1 protein-coding gene is annotated in these 470 nt (G+C 38.5%); it reads right to left on the reverse strand.

Annotation, left to right across the window (positions count from 1 at the left end):
- Positions 1 to 392: hypothetical protein (locus tag H7U32_RS10020; RefSeq protein WP_204469887.1), on the reverse strand; the 392-nt coding region annotated here is incomplete at its 3' end.
- Between the last annotated feature and the right edge of the window lie 78 nt (positions 393 to 470).

The following is a 470-nucleotide window of genomic DNA, read 5'->3' on the forward strand; positions in this document are numbered from 1 at the left end:
GTTTCAACATAATCATTGGTAATAGGAATGATTGTCATTGAAGTTTCATGCAACTCTTCTCGCTTCGCATTCTCATAAGCTGCAACGTGTTCGTCTGTGAAATCTTTCACTTCCCCAACAACCAAGCTATTAGCTACCATCTGCTCAATATCACCACCAGCTTTCAACTGTTCTTGTAGTTTTGTTGTATCTAGTGAGGCTTCAAAAACTGCTTTGCCAATAACTACGTTAGTCTTAACAGCTTCACGCATAATAGCGTGGTAACAATGCCCGATGCACATTGGAGCATCATCTGAGCTGTCTGTAAGTTCGTACCCATCTAAAATTGCCTGTTGCACCTTCATCATAAAGCTTACTAAATCATATTCTTCCAATTTAATCTTGTTTTCCAAAACTATTCTCCTATAACTGTTTGTGTATTTTCAACTACTTCCCAAGAAAGAAGTGCTTCGTATGCTCTGTTGTCAATC

The sequence above is a fragment of the Bifidobacterium pullorum subsp. saeculare genome, from assembly GCF_016899725.1.
Taxonomy (GTDB): domain Bacteria; phylum Actinomycetota; class Actinomycetes; order Actinomycetales; family Bifidobacteriaceae; genus Bifidobacterium; species Bifidobacterium pullorum_C.